This is a genomic window from Trabulsiella odontotermitis, from assembly GCF_030053895.1.
GTDB lineage: Bacteria > Pseudomonadota > Gammaproteobacteria > Enterobacterales > Enterobacteriaceae > Trabulsiella > Trabulsiella odontotermitis_C.
Window position 1 is genome coordinate 105,780 of sequence record NZ_CP125781.1, and the last position, 17,230, is coordinate 123,009.

General features: G+C 53.3%; 13 protein-coding genes. 7 read left to right on the plus strand and 6 right to left on the minus strand.

Annotated elements, in window-relative coordinates:
- The first annotated feature begins 291 nt into the window (after nucleotides 1-291).
- From QMG90_RS00535 to selB, 3 genes are all read left to right on the plus strand, one after another.
- On the plus strand, nucleotides 292-900 hold the full coding sequence (locus QMG90_RS00535; protein ID WP_283282171.1) for a glutathione S-transferase: 609 nt from the start codon (nucleotides 292-294) through the stop codon (nucleotides 898-900).
- Between the two features lie 98 nt (nucleotides 901-998).
- Nucleotides 999-2,387 carry an L-seryl-tRNA(Sec) selenium transferase gene (selA, locus tag QMG90_RS00540; protein WP_283282173.1) on the plus strand — a complete coding sequence of 463 codons (1,389 nt, stop codon included), beginning with the start codon at nucleotides 999-1,001 and terminating at the stop codon, nucleotides 2,385-2,387.
- Nucleotides 2,384-4,237: a selenocysteine-specific translation elongation factor gene (gene selB / locus QMG90_RS00545; RefSeq protein WP_283282175.1), complete on the plus strand. Its 1,854-nt coding sequence runs from the start codon at nucleotides 2,384-2,386 to the stop codon at nucleotides 4,235-4,237. Before selA ends, selB begins: the two co-directional genes overlap by 4 nt.
- Nucleotides 4,238-4,342: 105 nt before the next feature.
- On the opposite strand, the gene QMG90_RS00550 is transcribed toward selB, so the two are convergent.
- The 3 genes from QMG90_RS00550 to QMG90_RS00560 form a co-directional block, all read right to left on the minus strand.
- Nucleotides 4,343-5,419, minus strand: a complete 1,077-nt coding sequence (locus QMG90_RS00550) for a type I restriction endonuclease (protein ID WP_283282177.1) — start codon at nucleotides 5,417-5,419, stop codon at nucleotides 4,343-4,345.
- A gap of 224 nt (nucleotides 5,420-5,643) precedes the next feature.
- Complete coding sequence (locus QMG90_RS00555) at nucleotides 5,644-7,599, minus strand: glycoside hydrolase family 127 protein (RefSeq protein ID WP_283282179.1); 1,956 nt, start codon at nucleotides 7,597-7,599, stop codon at nucleotides 5,644-5,646.
- A 10-nt stretch (nucleotides 7,600-7,609) separates the two neighbouring features.
- Entirely contained in the window at nucleotides 7,610-9,007 is a 1,398-nt protein-coding gene (locus tag QMG90_RS00560; RefSeq protein ID WP_283282181.1) for an MFS transporter, read from the minus strand.
- A 235-nt stretch (nucleotides 9,008-9,242) separates the two neighbouring features.
- Between QMG90_RS00560 and QMG90_RS00565 the strand changes: the two genes are divergently transcribed.
- The 3 genes from QMG90_RS00565 (at nucleotide 9,243) to QMG90_RS00575 (ending at nucleotide 11,488) form a co-directional block, all read left to right on the plus strand.
- Complete coding sequence (locus tag QMG90_RS00565; protein WP_283282182.1) at nucleotides 9,243-10,064, plus strand: helix-turn-helix domain-containing protein; 822 nt, start codon at nucleotides 9,243-9,245, stop codon at nucleotides 10,062-10,064.
- 329 nt (nucleotides 10,065-10,393) lie between these two features.
- Nucleotides 10,394-10,783: a winged helix-turn-helix domain-containing protein gene (locus QMG90_RS00570; protein WP_283282184.1), complete on the plus strand. Its 390-nt coding sequence runs from the start codon at nucleotides 10,394-10,396 to the stop codon at nucleotides 10,781-10,783.
- Between the two features lie 246 nt (nucleotides 10,784-11,029).
- On the plus strand, nucleotides 11,030-11,488 hold the full coding sequence (locus tag QMG90_RS00575) for a 4Fe-4S dicluster domain-containing protein (protein ID WP_283282186.1): 459 nt from the start codon (nucleotides 11,030-11,032) through the stop codon (nucleotides 11,486-11,488).
- 6 nt (nucleotides 11,489-11,494) lie between these two features.
- On the opposite strand, the gene avtA is transcribed toward QMG90_RS00575, so the two are convergent.
- Both avtA and QMG90_RS00585 read right to left on the minus strand, forming a co-directional pair.
- Nucleotides 11,495-12,748, minus strand: coding sequence for a valine--pyruvate transaminase (gene avtA / locus QMG90_RS00580; protein ID WP_283282188.1), 1,254 nt, complete (start codon nucleotides 12,746-12,748; stop codon nucleotides 11,495-11,497).
- A gap of 169 nt (nucleotides 12,749-12,917) precedes the next feature.
- A complete protein-coding gene (locus QMG90_RS00585; protein ID WP_283282189.1) occupies nucleotides 12,918-14,954 on the minus strand; it encodes an alpha-amylase in 2,037 nt (678 codons plus the stop codon).
- 222 nt (nucleotides 14,955-15,176) lie between these two features.
- On the opposite strand from QMG90_RS00585, the gene QMG90_RS00590 reads away from it, so the two are divergent.
- Nucleotides 15,177-16,001 (plus strand): protein bax, encoded by an 825-nt coding sequence (locus tag QMG90_RS00590; protein WP_038159162.1) that lies wholly within the window; start codon nucleotides 15,177-15,179, stop codon nucleotides 15,999-16,001.
- A 34-nt stretch (nucleotides 16,002-16,035) separates the two neighbouring features.
- On the opposite strand, the gene xylR is transcribed toward QMG90_RS00590, so the two are convergent.
- Nucleotides 16,036-17,214, minus strand: coding sequence for a D-xylose utilization transcriptional activator XylR (gene xylR, locus QMG90_RS00595; RefSeq protein ID WP_283282192.1), 1,179 nt, complete (start codon nucleotides 17,212-17,214; stop codon nucleotides 16,036-16,038).
- Nucleotides 17,215-17,230 lie beyond the last annotated feature (16 nt).

The following is a 17,230-nucleotide window of genomic DNA, read 5'->3' on the forward strand; positions in this document are numbered from 1 at the left end:
TACAACGGTAAAGAATCAGGCTCAAAACGGCTTTAAATGTGATATTTATCACGTTTTTATCATCGCTCTTTGTTATCGATATGTGATTAACATCACAAAATATTTTGACCAGGATTTGTTCACCTGTGATCATCCGCAAATTCTCTTTTGCACTTCGGCTAAAGATGTAACTCAGCAACAATTCTCTTCATCTCAGTTAACGGAAAGCATTATCTGTATCTCGATCATTAACCTGTTTTTTTAATTTGTCTGGGCCATACTTGTTTTTTTGTTGGCGACAAGGACCAGACGATGAAACTGATCGGCAGCTATACCAGCCCATTCGTGCGCAAAATATCGGTGATCCTGCTGGAAAAAGGGATTGCCTTCGAATTCATCAATGAAATGCCCTACAACGACGTCAACGGCGTGGCAAAGTACAACCCGCTGGGCAAAGTCCCGGCACTGGTAACGGATAACGGCGAATGCTGGTACGATTCGCCGATCATCGCGCAGTACATTGAGCTACTGGATATCGCCCCGGCAATGGTACCGCGCGAACCGAAAGCGGCGCTGCAGATGCGTCAACTGGAGGCGCTGGCCGATGGGGTCATGGACGCCGGACTGGTGGCGGTGCGCGAACTCGCCCGTCCGGTCGCGCAGCAATCGGAAAATGAGCTGGTTCGTCAGCGTGAAAAAATCAACCGCAGCCTTAATATGCTGGAAAGCTACGCCGCCAACGGCACGCTGAAGGGCGACGAGGTGAATCTGGCGACGATCGCGACAGCCTGCGCGATCGGTTATCTTAATTTCCGACATGTGGCGCCAGGCTGGTGTGCGCAACGTCCCCATCTGGTGAAACTGGTGGAAACGCTGTTCCAGCGCGAGAGTTTTGCGCGCACCGAACCGCCAAAGGCTTGATAACGATTATGTCCGTCTGAGCCAACACGCAGTACAATTCCCCGCATGTCGACACCCCTCTCCCGTCGGGAGGGGGCAACTCATAGCCAGGCCATTTCATGACAACCGAAAACCGTACTCTCTACAGCCAGCTTCCTGCTACTGATCGCCTGTTGCGCGATCCGATGTTTTCACCGCTCCTTGCCCGTTTCGGCCATAGCCGGGTGGTGGACATTTTGCGCCAGCTCCTTGATGAGGCGCGCGCGGCGATTGGTGAACATCATAGGCTGCCCGACTGGTGTGATGACTGGCTACAGACGGCTTCTGAACGGCTGGCGCAGGATGAGCGAAGCGCGCTGCGCCCGGTATTCAACCTGAGTGGCACTGTGCTGCACAGCAATCTTGGCCGCGCCCTGCAATCTGAGGCCGCCATTGACGCGGTCGCGCAGGTAATGCGCTCTCCGGTGACGCTGGAGTACGATCTTGACGGTGCCGGGCGCGGGCACCGCGATCGGGCACTGGCGGCGCTGCTGTGCCGCATTACTGGTGCGGAAGATGCCTGCATTGTGAACAACAATGCCGCCGCCGTACTGTTGATGCTGGCGGCAACGGCGCAGGGAAAAGAGGTGGTGGTTTCCCGCGGCGAACTGGTGGAAATTGGCGGTGCGTTTCGTATTCCTGATGTGATGCGCCAGGCGAGTTGTATTCTGCATGAAATCGGCACTACCAACCGCACTCATCCGAAGGACTACCGCAACGCGGTGAATGAAAATACGGCGCTGTTGATGAAGGTGCACACCAGCAATTACAGCATTGAAGGCTTTACCAAATCGGTTGATGAGGCCGCGCTGGCCGAACTGGGGCGCGAACTTAATATCCCGGTAGTGGCCGATCTGGGTAGCGGCACGCTTGTTGATCTCAGCCAGTACGGGCTGCCAAAGGAGCCAACGCCGCAGGAGATGATCGCCGCGGGCGTCAGCCTGGTCAGTTTTTCCGGCGACAAACTGCTCGGTGGGCCGCAGGCGGGGATCATCGTCGGCAAGCGTGATCTAATCGCGCGCATTCAACAACATCCGCTCAAGCGCGCGTTGCGGGTCGATAAGATGACGCTCGCGGCGCTGGAAGCCACGCTCCGTCTCTATCTGCACCCGGAAAAGCTGCGGGAAAACCTCCCCACGCTACGTTTACTGACCCGCCCGGCGGAAGAGATTTACGCGCAGGCGGAACGTCTGTTGCCGCTGCTGATCCAAAAATATCCTGAATTTGACGTCCGGCTCGCGCCCTGCGAGTCGCAGATTGGTAGCGGTTCGCTGCCGGTAAACCGCTTACCCGGCGCCGCGCTGACTTTTACGCCGCGTGACGGGCGCGGCAGCCGTTTGGACGCGCTGGCGGCACAGTGGCGCGCGCTGCCCGTGCCGATCATCGGTCGCATCGGCGAAGGGAGTTTGTGGCTCGATCTGCGCTGCCTTGAGGATGAATCGCGTTTTCTGGAGATGGTACTGAAATGATTATTGCTACTGCCGGGCATGTCGACCACGGTAAAACGACGCTGCTTCAGGCGATTACCGGCGTGAATGCCGATCGCCTGCCGGAAGAAAAATCACGCGGGATGACTATCGATCTCGGCTACGCCTACTGGCCGCAGCCGGACGGGCGCGTGCTGGGGTTTATCGATGTTCCCGGTCATGAAAAGTTTCTCTCAAATATGCTGGCAGGTGTCGGCGGCATCGATCACGCGCTGCTGGTGGTGGCCTGTGACGACGGCGTGATGGCGCAAACCCGCGAGCATCTGGCGATTTTACAACTGACGGGGCAGCCGACGCTGACTGTCGCCCTGACCAAAGCTGATCGTGTGGATGAAACCAGAATCGCTGAGGTTCGCCACGACATCACCGCTGTTTTGCGCGAGTTCGGTTTCGATAACGTCACGATTTTTGCAACGGCGGCGACAGAGGGCCGCGGCATTGACATGCTGCGCGACCACCTGATTCGTTTACCGGCACGGGCGCATCCTGAGCATCAGCGTTTTCGTCTGGCGACGGACCGTGCTTTCACCGTAAAAGGTGCGGGTCTGGTGGTCACCGGCACGGCGTTTTCCGGCGATGTAAAGGTCGGCGATACGCTGTGGCTCACCGGCGTGAACAAGCCAGTGCGCGTACGTGGGCTGCATGCCCAGAACCAGCCCGTTGAGCAGGCGCACGGCGGTCAGCGCATCGCGCTGAATATTGTTGGCGATGTGCAGAAAGAAGATTTGACGCGCGGCGACTGGCTGCTTTCAGAAACACCGCCGGATCCGACCGAACGGGTGATTGTTGAGCTGAACAGCCATCAGCCGTTAACGCAGTGGCAACCGCTGCATATTCACCATGCGGCGAGTCATATCACCGGGCGCGTTTCCCTGCTGGAGAACAATCTGGCAGAGCTGGTGCTGGATAAACCACTGTGGCTGGCGGACAACGATCGGCTGGTACTGCGCGATATTTCCGCCCGCACAACGCTGGCGGGGGCTCGCGTCGTTACGCTCAACTCGCCAAAGCGCGGCAAACGTAAACCGGACTACCTGCAATGGCTCGGTGCCCTTGCCGCCGCGACGGACGATGCGCAAGCGCTGGAGGTACACCTGCAGCGCGAAGCTGTACGGCTGGCGGAGTTTGGCTGGGCCCGACAACGCAATCGCGAGGGCCTTGAGGCGCTGGTTCAGCAACCAGGATTTATTCAGGCCAACGGCAGTCTGCTGAACGCGCCACTGGCCGCCAGCTGGCAGCGCAAACTGCTGGAGGCGCTGGCGCGCTACCACGAACAGCACCGTGATGAACCAGGGCCAGGACGTGAACGCCTGCGCCGCATCGCGCTACCGATGGAAGACGAAGCGCTGGTGTTGACGCTGATTGAACAGATGCGCGACAGCGGGATTATCGGCAGCCACCACGGCTGGCTGCATTTACCGGATCACAAAGCCGGATTCACCGACGAGCAACAGGCTATCTGGCAGAAAACGCAGCCGCTCTTTGGCGATGAGCCCTGGTGGGTGCGCGATCTGGCGCATGAAACCGGCACTGACGAGCAACTGATGCGCGCCGTGCTGCGCCAGGCGGCGCAACAGGGAATGATTACCGCGATCGTTAAAGATCGTTATTACCGTAACGATCGCATCGTCACCTTCGCGCGTATGATCCGCGAACTGGATCAACAACGCGGGTCAACCTGTGCGGCAGACTTTCGCGACACACTCAATGTCGGGCGAAAACTGGCCATTCAGATCCTCGAGTATTTCGACCGCATTGGCTTCACCCGCCGCCGTGGCAACGACCATCTGCTGCGCGATGCGCTGTTATTTCCTGATACTCGCCCTGAGTAAACCGCAATAGCAAACGTCAGCCCCTGTACGCAGGGGCTGATGGTTTTTGCGCAAATTTCTCGCCCTGGCAGCACGGCGTGTGCTGCCAGGTTAAGTCACGAATGATCACAAATAGAGTGCGGCTGTCGCTCTTAAAATGTCGGCAAATGAGTAGATATCATCAACAGTTTCAATAGGGTGCCGGGTTTCGTTCTTCTCAATATCAAAAAGGCCGAGATATTTTTGTGTCCTGTTGAAATGCAGCCTGCAGATCGGTTTTCGGTTGTTATCGTCGATCAGGATGCCAAAATAGCTTTTGGTATCCCGGTGATTGATTCTGGAAACGTCCACTACCGCCCTGATAATGGCCTTGACGATATAGTAGCCCTCCAGCTCATCAGGAGTGGTTATGATTTCAGGCTCATCTTTGACCGTTACATCCGCGTTTTCTGCAGTTCCTGCAGGCTCTGCCGCTTTGGCTATACTGCCGCCGGATATTGCTGACTTCAGCCTTTCATTGACCTGATCATTAATATACTGGCTTGCTGCTTTTTTCGTTAAGTTGAAGAATGACTCTCTGACTTTTTGCGTCAATATGCCGTCATAAACCCGAGACGCGAAGAATTTTACGAAATCGTCTTCCGGGTTGTTCAATTGGCTATGTAAAATGCGCTTTATCTGGCTGACGTATTTTAATTCGCCGGCTGCATTGATTATGGACTCAAGGTCAAAGGAGGACTTTGTCAGTTTAATTAGTTCAGGGATGATATTCTCGTCGATATCCAGCAGATCAATCTCAAGAAATGGCTTTTCATCCATCTTATTCGGCGCATCAAGATCGGTGAAAAATTTATAGATTTGGCCGTTAGTGAGTATGGAAATGCGTGCATTGGTGACATGGAAATACCTGAAAAGCTGGGAAGCATGGTTGATGTTTAGCGGCTCGCCAATTTTCTTGCATTCGATAAGTATTTGAACTTCATTGTCTTTCAGGATTGCATAATCGATTTTCTCTCCCTTTTTGGTCCCAACATCACAAACAAATTCTGGCGTGACCTCGGTTGGATCGAAAACATCATATCCTAAAACATTATGAATGAATGGCATCACGAAGGCGTTTTTTGTTGCTTCTTCTGTCGTAATTGCCTCAAGCTGTTGTTTTATTTTAGCAGATAAAACATAAATTTTTTCAGTGAATTCCATGGCTGTGACCTTATTATCGCTGGGCGTAAACGTGTCTGGAAAGCATTTGTGGCGGGAGACTTCGATAATGATAATTAGAACCAATAATGAAATATCAATTCCGAGACAACTGTCACATTTATAGTGAAATTCTTGATTTTTATATATCAGGTTTAGCCTGTTAATTTCCGGTTATTCGTAAATTAACAGGCTAAATGCGTTAAAAATATTTGTATCTTTTTGAATTACGCCTCATTCACCCACACCCGCATTTCGCCTTCGCCGCGGTTGGCCCAGCTAAACCAGGGAATAAACGTCAGCGTTTGTGCCTGGCGTACGGTGGGGGGGTGATCATATTGCCATAGCGGTTGCGCCTGCGGCTGAGATGCCGTTTGGCGGATCCCTTCAGCCTGAATCACGGTCTGATGCGCCAGCACGCCTTTACCTTCGACAGTGCTAAATTCGGCGTTTCGCGGGAGCCAGAGATTGTGCAGCGCCTCGCCGTTGTCCGCCTGCTCCAGGCAGTACACCAGCGGCCCTCGCTGTACCGCAATTTTCCCGGCGACATGGCGCAAAAGCGGATTGCCGTAAATTCGGCGTACCGGCATGGGAAGCGTCAGCACGAGAGTGTCGCCTTGCTGCCAGCAACGGGTGACAGGGAGATATCCCTTACGTATCTCCTTCGGTAACTCAGCACCATTGAGCGTAACGTGCGGATCAGCGCACCAGTCCGGCAGACGAAGCGCCAGTGTGTGGGTTATCGGCTCCGGGGAGTCGATGGTGATGCGAATCTCTTCCTGCCATGGGTAGTGACCGCTGATGCGTACGCGCAGTGTTTTGCCGTTCACCGGGATCTCCATGCTGTTACCCACGTACAAATTGATATACAGCGCCTCTTCGCGTGGCGTGTAGATATAGTGACCCAGCGACGTCAGGATACGAGCGATATTGGGCGGGCAACAGGCGCAGCCAAACCAGCGCTGACGAACGGGTTTCACGTGATCGTAGATATGGTTAAATTTGAGCGACCGCGGGTGCACTTCCAGCGGATTGACGTAAAAAAAATGCTTTCCATCCAGCGCCATGCCGCCAAGCACCGTGTTGTATAATGCACGTTCCATCACATCGGCATACTGGCTGTCCGCTTCCATTTCCAGCATTCGGCGGGCAAACATCATCAACCCGATAGAAGCGCAGCTTTCCGCATATACCGTGTCATTGGGCAGATCGTAATCGCTGGTAAAAGCTTCGCCACTACTTTGCGCACCAATACCGCCAGTAATATACAGTTGACGCTGCACCATGTTTTGCCAGAGCCGCAGACAATGCTGGCGCTTTTGCTCGTCATTGTTGAGCCTTGCCAGATGCGCCACACCCGCCATCAGATAGGCAAAGCGCACTGCATGACCGGTGGCTGTCTGCTGTTGTGCCAGTGGCTGATGCGCCTGGCTGTACGCTTTATCCCTGACCATCCATGCCGGGCCATAGGTATGCCAGTAAGCGGTTTTTCCGCGTTTTTCATATTCGATATCGTAGAAATGTGGTTGCGTTCCCCGCTGTTCGATGAAGTAGTCCGCCAGCGCCAGATAGCGGGGTTCCTGAGTCACTTCGAAGAGCCGGGTCAGCGCCAGCTCGATTTCCGGGTGACCGGGATAGCCATGCAACTGGTTTTCTCCGGGGCCAAACACCTGGTCGATATGATCGGCAAAACGGCACACCACCTCCAGCAGGTGCCGTTTCCCTGTGGCCTGAAAGAAAGCGACTCCGGCTTCAATCATGTGTCCGGCGCAGTACAACTCATGGCATTCGGCAAGATTGGTCCAGCGCTCAGCCGGGGCTTTAACAGTGAAGTAGGTATTGAGATAACCATCCTCGCACTGAGCGGCGGCCACCAGTGCAATCACCTCGTCGGCAGTTTCTTCGAGTACCGGATCGGGCTTCTGGCACAGTGACCAGGCGACGGCTTCCAGCCATTTCGCCACATCGCTGTCCTGAAACACCATGCCGTAGTACTCGCCCTCCTGTCGTCCTGCCGCGATACGAAAATTTTCAATGGCGTGGCTCGGTTCCGCGTCCGCAATGCGATCGTTCAGTGCATCCCACTGATAAGGGATCACCACATCGCGGACGAGTTGTTGATACTGACCCAGGAAAGGATCGTTGATTTTCAGGGTATGCAGAGAGACTTCCATCGCAGACATAATGCGCTCCTTAAGGCTGGGTATGACGCTGACGCAGATCACCGGCAATGCGCGTCATCATTGGGTTATTGAGTTTGCAGGCGCGGATGGCAAAGGCCAGTAACAGGTGAAACAGCGCCGGAAGCAGCGTTTCCATGGCGGTCATCCCTTGCAGTGACGCCGCTGTTTGATGATTTGCGCCAGGCTGATAGGCGACGAAAATAAACACGAGGCTGATAATTACGGCGCTGGAAGCCCAGGCGAGCTTGATGCAAAACAGGTTGAAGGCGAAATTCATTCCCGAGGAGCGAACGCCGGTTTTCCATTCGCCGTAATCGTCGGCAAATGCCATCAGCGAGAAGTGCAGCGGCAGCGTGAAGCCCAGAATAATGCCATTGCCGAGAATAACGGCCAGCCACAACGTCTGATGCGCCGGGCCCGCAGGCAGCCACCACATTCCCAGCGCCAGCGCGGCCAGCACGAGATTGGTAAGGTAATAGAGTCGGACGGTATCCACGCGGCGCGATAACAGATTCACCACCACGGAACCGAGAATCGAGGCGAGCGTCACCATGGTGAAAAAGAGCGACGTGTAGGCGGTACTGCCGTTCAGTACGTAGGTGATGAAATACATGTAGCCGCCGCCGCGGATGTTAAACACATTGATGAGCAGGAATGACATCAACAGCATCAGCAGGAGCTGATCGTTTTTGCGCAGGCCAGCAAGGTGCTCGCGCAGGGTGAATTTCCCCATCAACGCCAGCGGTACGCGTTCGCGCACCCAGAAAAAGCAGCATAAGAACATCACCACGGCGATAGCGCAGAGGACGCCGACACCAGCCTGATAACCTCGCGCGGCGTTTCCCTGTCCGAGTTCAGCAACCAGCCAGGGCAGCCCGACCGAGACCAGGAATCCGGCGACGCCGCACAGCACAAAGCGCCAGGACTGGCAGGAAATTACCTCACGATGGCGCGTCGTCATGGTATTGATTAGCGCGCAGTAAGGAACGTTGATTGCGGTGTAACTCACTGAAAGCAGAAGATACGTTACAAATGCCCAGGCGATTTTGACCGACATTCCGGCATCAGGCACGGTAAAGGTCAGTACACCAATCACGCCGATGGGCAGCGCAATCCATAATTGCCAGGGGCGAAAGCGACCCCAGCGGCTTTGCGTCCGGTCAGCAATCACCCCCATGATGGGATCGGAAATGGCGTCAAAGATGCGCAGCGCCATGAATAACGTGCCTACCAGCGCGGGCGTCAGACCAAAGACATCGGTATAGAAAAACGTCAGGAAATTCATGATAAGACAGGTAATGACCGTACCGCCGGCATCGCCCAGGCCATAACCCACTTTTTCCCGGACAGACAGCGTTTCGTTAATATCGGCACGAAGATCGGTGGTCGTAATCGGAGCAGACGTCATAAGGTGTTCCTCATTATTTAAAGAGGTAAAACACGGAATCATTTTTATTTGAAACGTACCCGAATAATTCTGCCTGGAATGATGCAGCCAACAAGAGAAGGGAAAAGTATAAAAAGATGACAATTCCGACCTGTGAGATAAAGTGTGATAACGATCGTTATGAACTATACATATACTTGATATTCAATAATAAAAACGCGGTTTTCACTGATAGATGGAGGGATTATTCATATCTATGCTCAGATTATCCATAACGCTTCCGATCAAAGTACAAAACGGCGGTCTCTTTATTTCCCGTGGCGTAGGGAGCCATCCCGCCAGGACGCTAAATTCCTGGGAACTGATTTTTGTTGAGAAAGGGACATTAACGTTGCGTGAAGGAAGTGAATTATTTGCGATTAATGCCGGTGAGAGTCTTCTGCTCTGGCCGCAGCGTCGACATGTTGGGGTAGGGGCTTTTCCCGCTAATCTTAAATTTTACTGGTTGCATTTTGAGTTATTACCGAATGTTCACAACGGAATGGATACCCCGGCGCCATGGGAAATACCCCAGCATCTGGTAGTGAACGATCCACAATATGTGATTTCTTTGTTTCGCCAGTTTCTTCGTGAACAGGAGAATATTCATCGTAGTGTCGCACTGGAATTGATTTTACTGCTTATATTGCAACAACTCTCTTGCTCAGCAACAGAAGATAAAAACAGAGACAGTCGCGGGATAGCGCTGGCTTACAAAGCACAACAAATGGTTCGTACGCAATTTCATTTACCGCTGGCGACGTCAGCAATAGCCGCGGAATTACATTGTAATGCGGATTATCTTGGACGTGTATATCGCCGAATCTTTCATCTGACATTAACCGAAGCGATTCAACGTCAGCGTGTAATGGCGGCAGAAAAAATGCTCATCAGTGATTCATTATCACTGACGGAAGTGGCTGAACGTTGCGGTTTTAATGCGGTGGGTTACTTTCGCCAAATATTCCGTAAACACACCGGAATGACGCCTGCGGCCTGGAAACGACGTTATTGTAAAGAGCACATTAATTCCACCTAAAAAACAGAACAAAATCAACTCGATAGCAGGATAAACAACTGTAATTTGTGGTTAATATGGAGTATTGTCTTGATGAGTTGGCCTGATTAAGACTAATGGGGTAAGTGATTACTTTTTATTATTTTTATAGTATTTATGACCTGATATTTAGGTTATGTCGGCTTTATTTTCCTTAATTATGACAGTGAAGCGACAACCGTAGTCGTACCGCACGGAGGTTGTATCTGTTTTTCTTCAATTTATAATACTTCTTAAAAATTGTATGGATTGAGAAGGTCAGGCTTTTCAACATATTCTCAGTCAGTTCAATTTAAAAGAGTACTTTTACAATGGACTATCAGCTGCACGGATTCATGATCGGTAAGGCGATTCTCGTCGATATCGGCAACAAGAGGGCTTGTCGTATTCCCGTCAGCAACTCGGATAAAACGGTCGTCTTCGCTGCCGTTTTTTTCAATAAAACGATGCTACGACTTTTTTTGTATTTGCTGATCCATGCCCGACACGGTAACGTTTCCCGAGAGGAGCTCTTTGAGCATGTCTGGGAAGAGAATAACCTGAGCCCGTCAACACAACGATTATGGCAGGTAATTAACAATTTGAATAAAAAATTATCCACGTTGGGATTGCCTGAAGACTTTATTCTAAGCGCTAAAGGATGTGGTTATTTCATAAATTACGATGACATCACCCCACTTTATTATGAAGTGAAAGAATAACCACCCCCCCCTATTTGTGTGTTAATGGTTGAGATCCGAGGGTGTGATGTCGCCTCTGGATTTGTTTCCCCTGAACATGTCTGTGCTCAGGGGATTTTTTCTGCGCGTCAATAACGCAAACACCAGGTCAACCATCCAGGTTCCGCTGGGCAAATGACAAATCCTGATGATTTCCCCGACGGGATCAAAGCGCGGGACGTCGCATCTCTGGCACTCTGAGGTTTTCAAACACGGATGAGCCTTAAGATGAATCCATTTATCGTCGCCGACGCCATGAAATGCATTGGTTGCCGCACCTGTGAAGTGGCCTGCGTTGTCGCTCATCAGGAGTGCTGGCCTGTCGATGCTGATGGCTTTATTCCGCGCATTCAGGTCGTGAAAGGCGATACCATCACCTCTGCCGTTGCCTGCCATCATTGTGAAGATGCCCCGTGCGCTAATGTCTGCCCGACGCAGGCGATCCGTCGCGAAAGCGGGCGCATCGCGGTGGATCAACAGTATTGCATTGGCTGCAAAAGTTGCATGCTGGCCTGCCCGTTTGGCGCGATGCAAGTGGTTGTGCAACAAGGGCGGGCGCAGGCCATCAAATGCGATCTTTGCCAGCACCGCGATAACGGCCCGGCCTGCGTAGAAGCCTGTCCGACGCAGGCGCTGATGTGTGTTGATGTGGAAAAACGGCGCCAGCAGACGTTTTATATTGCCTGACGCTGATCAGGCATGATCCCGCCACGCGTTTTCGATCTCTTCCGCGAGAATTTTCACGCCCATCTCAATTTTTTCCGGATCCGGCACGTAGTTCATGCGCATGCACTGATGGGTATGCGGCCAGGGTTTATCCAGACCGGGGAAGAAATAGTGCCCGGGCACCATCAGTACGCCGCGTTTTTTCAGGCGCTGATAGAGTAGCTCGGTGGTGATGGGCAGATCTTTGAACCACAGCCACAGGAAAATAGCGCCTTCCGGCTTATGGATAAGGCAGCGATCTTCCGGCAAATAGCGACGAATGATAGCGATAGTTTCCTGAACGCGCTGGAAGTAGAACGGTTTTACCACCGTTTCTGACAGGCGCAGCAGATCATTGCGCTTGATCATCTCGCTCATGATGGCCGGCCCAATGCCACCGGGCGCCAGGCTGACAATACCGTTCATGTTGCTGATGGCAGAAATGATTTTTTCGTTGGCGATGATAATGCCGCAGCGGCTGCCCGGCAGACCCAGCTTCGACAGGCTCATGCACAGAACGATGTTGGGGTTCCACAGTGGGCGCGCTTCGCTGAAAATAATCCCCGGGAAAGGCACGCCATACGCGTTGTCGATCACCAGCGGAATGCCATGCTGATTTGCCAGCATATCAAGCTTCATCAGCTCTTCGTCAGTGATGACGTTTCCGGTCGGGTTGGTCGGGCGGGAGACGCAAATCATCCCCGTCTCTTCGGTAATGCTCAGATGTTCAAAATCAACGTGATATTTGAACTGGCCGTCGGACAACAGTTCAATGTTGGGGCGCGCAGAGACAAACAGATCTTCTTCCAGACCGGAATCGGCATAGCCGATGTATTCCGGCGTCAGCGGGAAGAGCACTTTGCGCGTGGTGCCATCAGCACGGCGACCGGCGAATAAATTGAACAAGTAGAAAAACGCGCTCTGGCTGCCATTGGTCAGTGCAATATTCTGCGGATCAATATCCCAACCTAATTCCTGACGTAACATTTTCGCGAGGACATCCAACAGTTCCGTTTTCCCCTGCGGACCGTCGTAATTACACAGCGCATCAGTGACTTTGCCTGTTTTGAGCATGTCAGCCAGCAGGTTGTGGAAGTAATCGGTCATTTCCGGGATCTGCGCCGGGTTACCGCCACCGAGCATGATGGCACCAGGGGTGCGCAGGCCGTCGTTGAGGTCCTCCATCAGGCGTGTAATGCCGGAATGGCGGGTGAATTTGTCGCCGAAAAGTGAAAATGTCATAACGGGTGATCTGTTGGTCTTTCGCTAAAGTGGCTCACCATAACGCTTGCCGGAGCAGGGTGCAAATCGCGACCGCAGACCACAGACGGAGAATCATTCTGCTTTAAATTTGAGGTTTAGTGGTTTGTTCTGGCGGTAGCGCGCGGTAAATTCCGCGCGCTGTGTTCCATTATTCCGCTTTCCCGGCCCACACCACCATGACGCTGTCCTCGCCCTGCCGGCGTATAAAACCGTAGCCTTGCGGCAGCGTCAGCGTGGTTTGTTTACCGGCACCGATGGCGGGGTGGCGCGCGCGAAACTGCCCGAGAATTTGCCAGTGCTTAACCAGCGCGGCGGATTGACCGCTGACGTCCTGCCAGTTCATGTCCGAACGGGTGCCCTGCAGCGGGTCGGAGCCCGATGGTCCGAACGGACGGCCTGACTCGTCACCATAGAAAATTTGCACTGCACCTGGTGCCAGCAACAGCAGTTCTGCGGCCCGGCTGCCGCCTTCACGGAACAGCCGCGTGTCGTGAGAGGAGAGATAGCTCAGCACATTGAAATCCTGCAACTTGTCCGCCATCTGCTGCCAGTTTTGATCCATATTCGCCAGACAGTCAGCGGCGCTGGCGGCCTGATCCTGATAATCAAAATTGATCATTGCATCGAAGCCGTGCCGGTAATACTCGCTTTGCATGACGCCATGGCCCCAGGATTCACCGGTCATCCAGAACGGGGCGGCATCCAGCGCTTTTTGCGGGTTGGCCTGTTTCCAGGCGGCGAGGGCTTCTGTCGCTTCGGTTTTGAGCTGCTGCCAGCCAGCCATTTCAACGTGTTTGGCGGTATCAACACGGAAGCCATCAATGCCGTAATCCCGCACCCATTGACTGAGCCAGTGGGTGAGATAATCGCGTGGTGTGTAACCGGCAACGGCGCTGGCACCGGTATCCGGTTTGTGCTGATAAAAGATCGGCAGGCCGGAAGGCTCGGTCGATTCGGTTTTGAGATCCGGCAAAAAAGCCAGTGACATGGTCAGATCGTCAAAACCGGGGTTGTCGTAATCGCCAATGTCGGAGCGGATCCACGCTTTACCCCACCACTTCTCCCAGGCGGTTTTGTCGCTGAAGTTAATGTAGTCGTTAAAGCTGTGCCAGCTCTGTCCGGGACCGGGGCGCCAGTCCGTCCAGCGTTCGCCAGGTGTTTTCTTCAGCTCATCGCCTTTCAGATAGAGCGCGCCAAACTGGTACTCCTGCATATCGGCGAGTGTGGCGTAGCCGGTGTGGTTCATAACCACATCAAACAACACGCGAATGCCGCGCTGGTGGGCTTCATCCACCAGGCGACGTAAATCGTCCTCTTTGCCCATATTGGCATCGAGACGGGTCCAGTCCTGCGGGTAGTAACCGTGATAGGCATAATGGGGAAAATCCCCTTTGGTACCGCCGCCGACCCAGCCGTGGATTTGCTCCAGCGGTGAGCTTATCCACAGCGCATTGACGCCCAGCGCCTGCAGGTAATCCAGTTTGCTGGCGAGCCCTTTCAAATCACCGCCGTGGAAGGTGCCGATCTCCTGTTGACCGTCTTTATGGCGGCCATAACTGGCATCGTTCGCGGGATCGCCATTGACGTAGCGATCCGTCAGCACGAAATAGACCGTCGCGTTGTGCCAGTTGAAGGGCGCGGGCGCGTCGGTTTCTGCGTGTTCCAGCAACAATAAGCCGTTGCTGTCTGCGGCGGGCAGGAGAGTGATTTTCCCCTGCTGCACGGTGGCGGTCTGTTTGCTGTAGAAATCGCGGACCACTGCGCCTTCCGCAAAGGTGTGGCTGACATCAACGGTTAACGGCTTTCCATCCCATTTCGGACACTGGCGAACCGCTGTCTTCACTGCGTCATCAGCTGGCGCTTCTACGGAAAGCCGCAGCGTTGGCGTGCCAGAACGGGTGTCAATTTCCAGTGAATACAGGCCGTTACGGAATAACCGCCATTGCGGGGCATCGCCGTGACAGGGCTCCAGTGACAGCATCTCATTGAGTTTTATAGAAGAAGCAGGCTGCCAGCACTGATGGTCAAGATTTAACGTTAAAGGATGTGTACCCTTCGCCATCGCTTTCTGGCTGATGAATTTTCCGTCACTTTTCTCTGTGAAGGCAGGAAAGCCGGCAGCGGTCCAGGTTGTCGCGTTGACGATACCTGGCATCAGGAGTGCTACAAGGGCAGCAAGTTTCATTCGGGTATCCTGTGCAAGTTTTTGCCCAGTGTGCCAGTCCCGTTGCGGCCTGTGCTCCTCCCTGGCAGGGGATGAGCACAAAGGGTGAGAAAATAGTGTTTCAGACCAGGACTATTTCTTTGGGTGCCTTCGAAGGCTATTTTTGATATGATTTGTGGTTCAACTCTCAAATTTGGGAAAAATACAAGGTGTTGGAATGATTAAATCCGACCAGGAGACCTAATGATATCGACTCCCATTCGACGATATGGGGCAACGATACTCATGTTACTCACCTTTGCGATTTCAGGTGAGGTGCTGGCAAAGACACACACAGCAACAGCGAGTCAAAAAGCCCCGGCAGTAAAGGCAAGTATTAATAAGGTTAGCAGTAAAAAAGAGTATTCTCGCAATAGTGAAATAAGCGGTTCACTTCCTGACTTGCGAAAATACCCTTCCGGAACACCAAGGAAAAAAGCGTTTCTCCGGACAGTGATGCCTTATATTACCAGCCAGAATGCTGCTATTACCGCCGACCGTAACTGGTTGGTGTCCAAACAGTATGCGGGCCGTTGGTCACCGAGCGAACGCGCGCGTCTGCAGGACATTACTAAACGCTACAAAATCAACTGGTCCGGGAATACCCGTAAAATTCCCTGGAATACGTTGCTTGAACGCGTGGACATCATCCCGGTCAGCATGGTCGCCACGATGGCGGCGGCAGAAAGCGGCTGGGGAACATCGAAACTTGCGCGCGCCAACAACAATCTGTTTGGCATGAAGTGTGGAAGCGGTAAATGTAACAATGGCCCAGGCAAGGTGAAGGGGTATTCCCGCTTTGGTTCCGTGAAAGAGTCTGTACAGGCTTACGTCGCGAATCTGAATACACACCCGGCCTACTCGTCCTTCCGTAAATCGCGTGCGCAACTGCGTAAAAACGATCAGGAAGTGACGGCCACGGCGATGATCCACAAGCTGAAAGGGTATTCGACCCGAGGGTCGAGCTACAACAACTACCTTTTCGCGATGTACCAGGATAATCAGCGCCTGATTGCCGCGCATATGTAATGCGAAACGCCTTCCAGCCGGAAGGCGTTTTTTGTTAAACCATCACTTCACTGTATCGGTCCCGATACTCTTTCGGCGTTGTGTCGTACTCTTTTTTGAATACCGAATAGAAATACTGCAACGACGGATAGCCACACATTTGCGAAATTTCGTTAATCGGCAGCGAGGTTGAGATCAGCAGGCTGCGGGCTTTTTCCAGCTTTTCGCTGTGGATCACCGCATGGATGGTCTCTCCCACTTCCTCTTTAAAGCGCTTCTCAAGGTTGGAGCGGGAAATGCCGACCGAATCCAGCACCTGCTCGACTTTAATGCCTTTACAGGCGTTGTTGCGGATGTAATGCATCGCCTGAATGACCGCCGGATCGTTAAGCGAGCGGTAATCCGTTGAACGGCGCTCCACTACCCGCATCGGGGGGATCAGTAAACGCTGTAACGGCAGTGATTCGTTTTCCAGCAGGCGGTGCAGCAGTTTCGCCGCCTGATAGCCCATTTGCCTCGTCCCCTGCGCCACCGACGAGAGCGCCACGCGTGACAGATAACGCGTCAGCTCTTCGTTATCAATACCGATGACGCACAGCTTTTCCGGCACCGGAATATGCAGATGCTCGCAAGCCTGCAGAATATGCCTGGCGCGTGCATCCGTCACGGCGATAATCCCCGTCTGTGGCGGTAGTGTTTGCAGCCAGTCGGCGAGCCGGTTTTGCGCGTGCTGCCAGTTTTCCGGCGCGGTTTCCAGCCCCTGGTAAATTACGCCGCGGTATTTCTCTTTCGCGACCAACTGGCTGAACGCATATTCACGCTCCCGCGCCCAGCCTTTGCGACTTGAGGCGGGCAGGCCATAAAAGGCGAAACGATGAACGCCTTTCTCTTTCAGATGCAAAAAGGCGCTCTCCACCAGCGCGTAGTTATCGGTAGCGATGTAATGTACCGCAGGATAGTGTTCAGGAAGGTGATAGGAGCCGCCCACGCCAACGATCGGCACGTTGACATCCGCCAGCAGGCGTTCGATTTCGACATCGTCATAATCGGCAATCACGCCGTCGCCCAGCCACTCTTTGATATTTTCAATGCGGGTGCGAAAGTCCTCTTCGATAAAAATATCCCACTCAGATTGCGACGCCTGCAAATATTCTCCCACACCCTCAACGACCTGCCGGTCATAGGCTTTGTTGGCATTGAATAACAGCGTGATGCGGTGGCGCTTTTCAAACATGGTTCGGGTTCCCGGC